Source organism: Alkanindiges hydrocarboniclasticus (assembly GCF_001982605.1).
In the GTDB taxonomy this organism is placed as follows: domain Bacteria; phylum Pseudomonadota; class Gammaproteobacteria; order Pseudomonadales; family Moraxellaceae; genus Alkanindiges; species Alkanindiges hydrocarboniclasticus.
Window position 1 is genome coordinate 1 of the sequence record NZ_MLCN01000076.1, and the last position, 941, is coordinate 941.

At 36.1% G+C, this 941-nt stretch carries 2 protein-coding genes; both read left to right on the plus strand.

The window, feature by feature from the left end; genetic code table 11:
- The first annotated feature begins 81 nt into the window (after positions 1-81).
- On the plus strand, positions 82-720 hold the full coding sequence (locus BKE30_RS15470; RefSeq protein ID WP_076879450.1) for a thermonuclease family protein: 639 nt from the start codon (positions 82-84) through the stop codon (positions 718-720).
- Positions 721-724: 4 nt separating this feature from the next.
- The coding region (locus tag BKE30_RS16440; protein ID WP_227518425.1) for a hypothetical protein at positions 725-941 on the plus strand (217 nt) is incomplete at its 3' end.

Sequence of the window (941 nt, forward strand, 5' to 3'; positions counted from 1 at the left end):
GTATTAAATATAAAATTAATTATTAAATGCAATAATTCAATAGATATGATAATATTTATTTTATTTTACTGATAAGAATTTATGTTTAAGGATGTGTTTAGACAGCATAATTTGGCACTGGCATTATCCGGACTTTCCCTTTTTTGTATTCCATCCGCTAGCTATGCAGATTTTAAAGGGATTATTATTGAAGTCAGCCCCAGAGGGATTTTGACAGTCCAAACGTCACAACGGGCAGTCCCCGTTAAACTTTCTAATGTTGTAATTCCTTCAATTGAACATCCCGAAGGTTCCCTAATTAACCTACAACTAAAAGACCAGTTACTTTTAAAAACAGTGATCGTGCAGACAAAGCAATCCATTAACACGTCTTGTGTAATTGCTGATGTGTACCTGAATGGCCAGAACCTTAATCATAGTCTAGTGGCTCACGGACTTGCTTGGTCGGACTCACCGCAATATGAGCCTGAAATGAATGGGGCAAAATTACGTAAGCTTGGGATGTGGGCTAGTGGCTTTGAGATTACAAACCCAAAACGCAGCTATAGGCCATTATCACAATCAAACTATTGTGATGTAACCCGCAGTTCACCCAGCCTTGATCCAACTCATGACTCATACATGCCATTTGTTAATATCATTATATTACTTTTATTTGGCATAGGATCAGGACTAGGAATATGGTGGTTTATTACCAATAAAATCGAGAAGCAGGACTAGTTAAGTGAATTTAATACAGAAATCAAATATATGGTTTAGCAGATATTTTGTTGCTGGCCTAATCATAAGTGTTATAGCTTATTTCATGATCCAAACGCCGGATACAGCTTTTGGCCAGATGATTCTGAGAACTTATTCCATGGTTGGAATCGTTTTAATTTTTTGTAGTAACGTATGCTACTGTTTTAAGCAAATTCCAATGCGTTTAAAATCGATTCAAT

Coding starts and splice junctions, on each gene's coding strand:
- BKE30_RS15470 (WP_076879450.1), top strand. CDS start 82: ATGTTTAAGGATGTGTTTAGACAGCATAATTTGGCACTGGCATTATCC.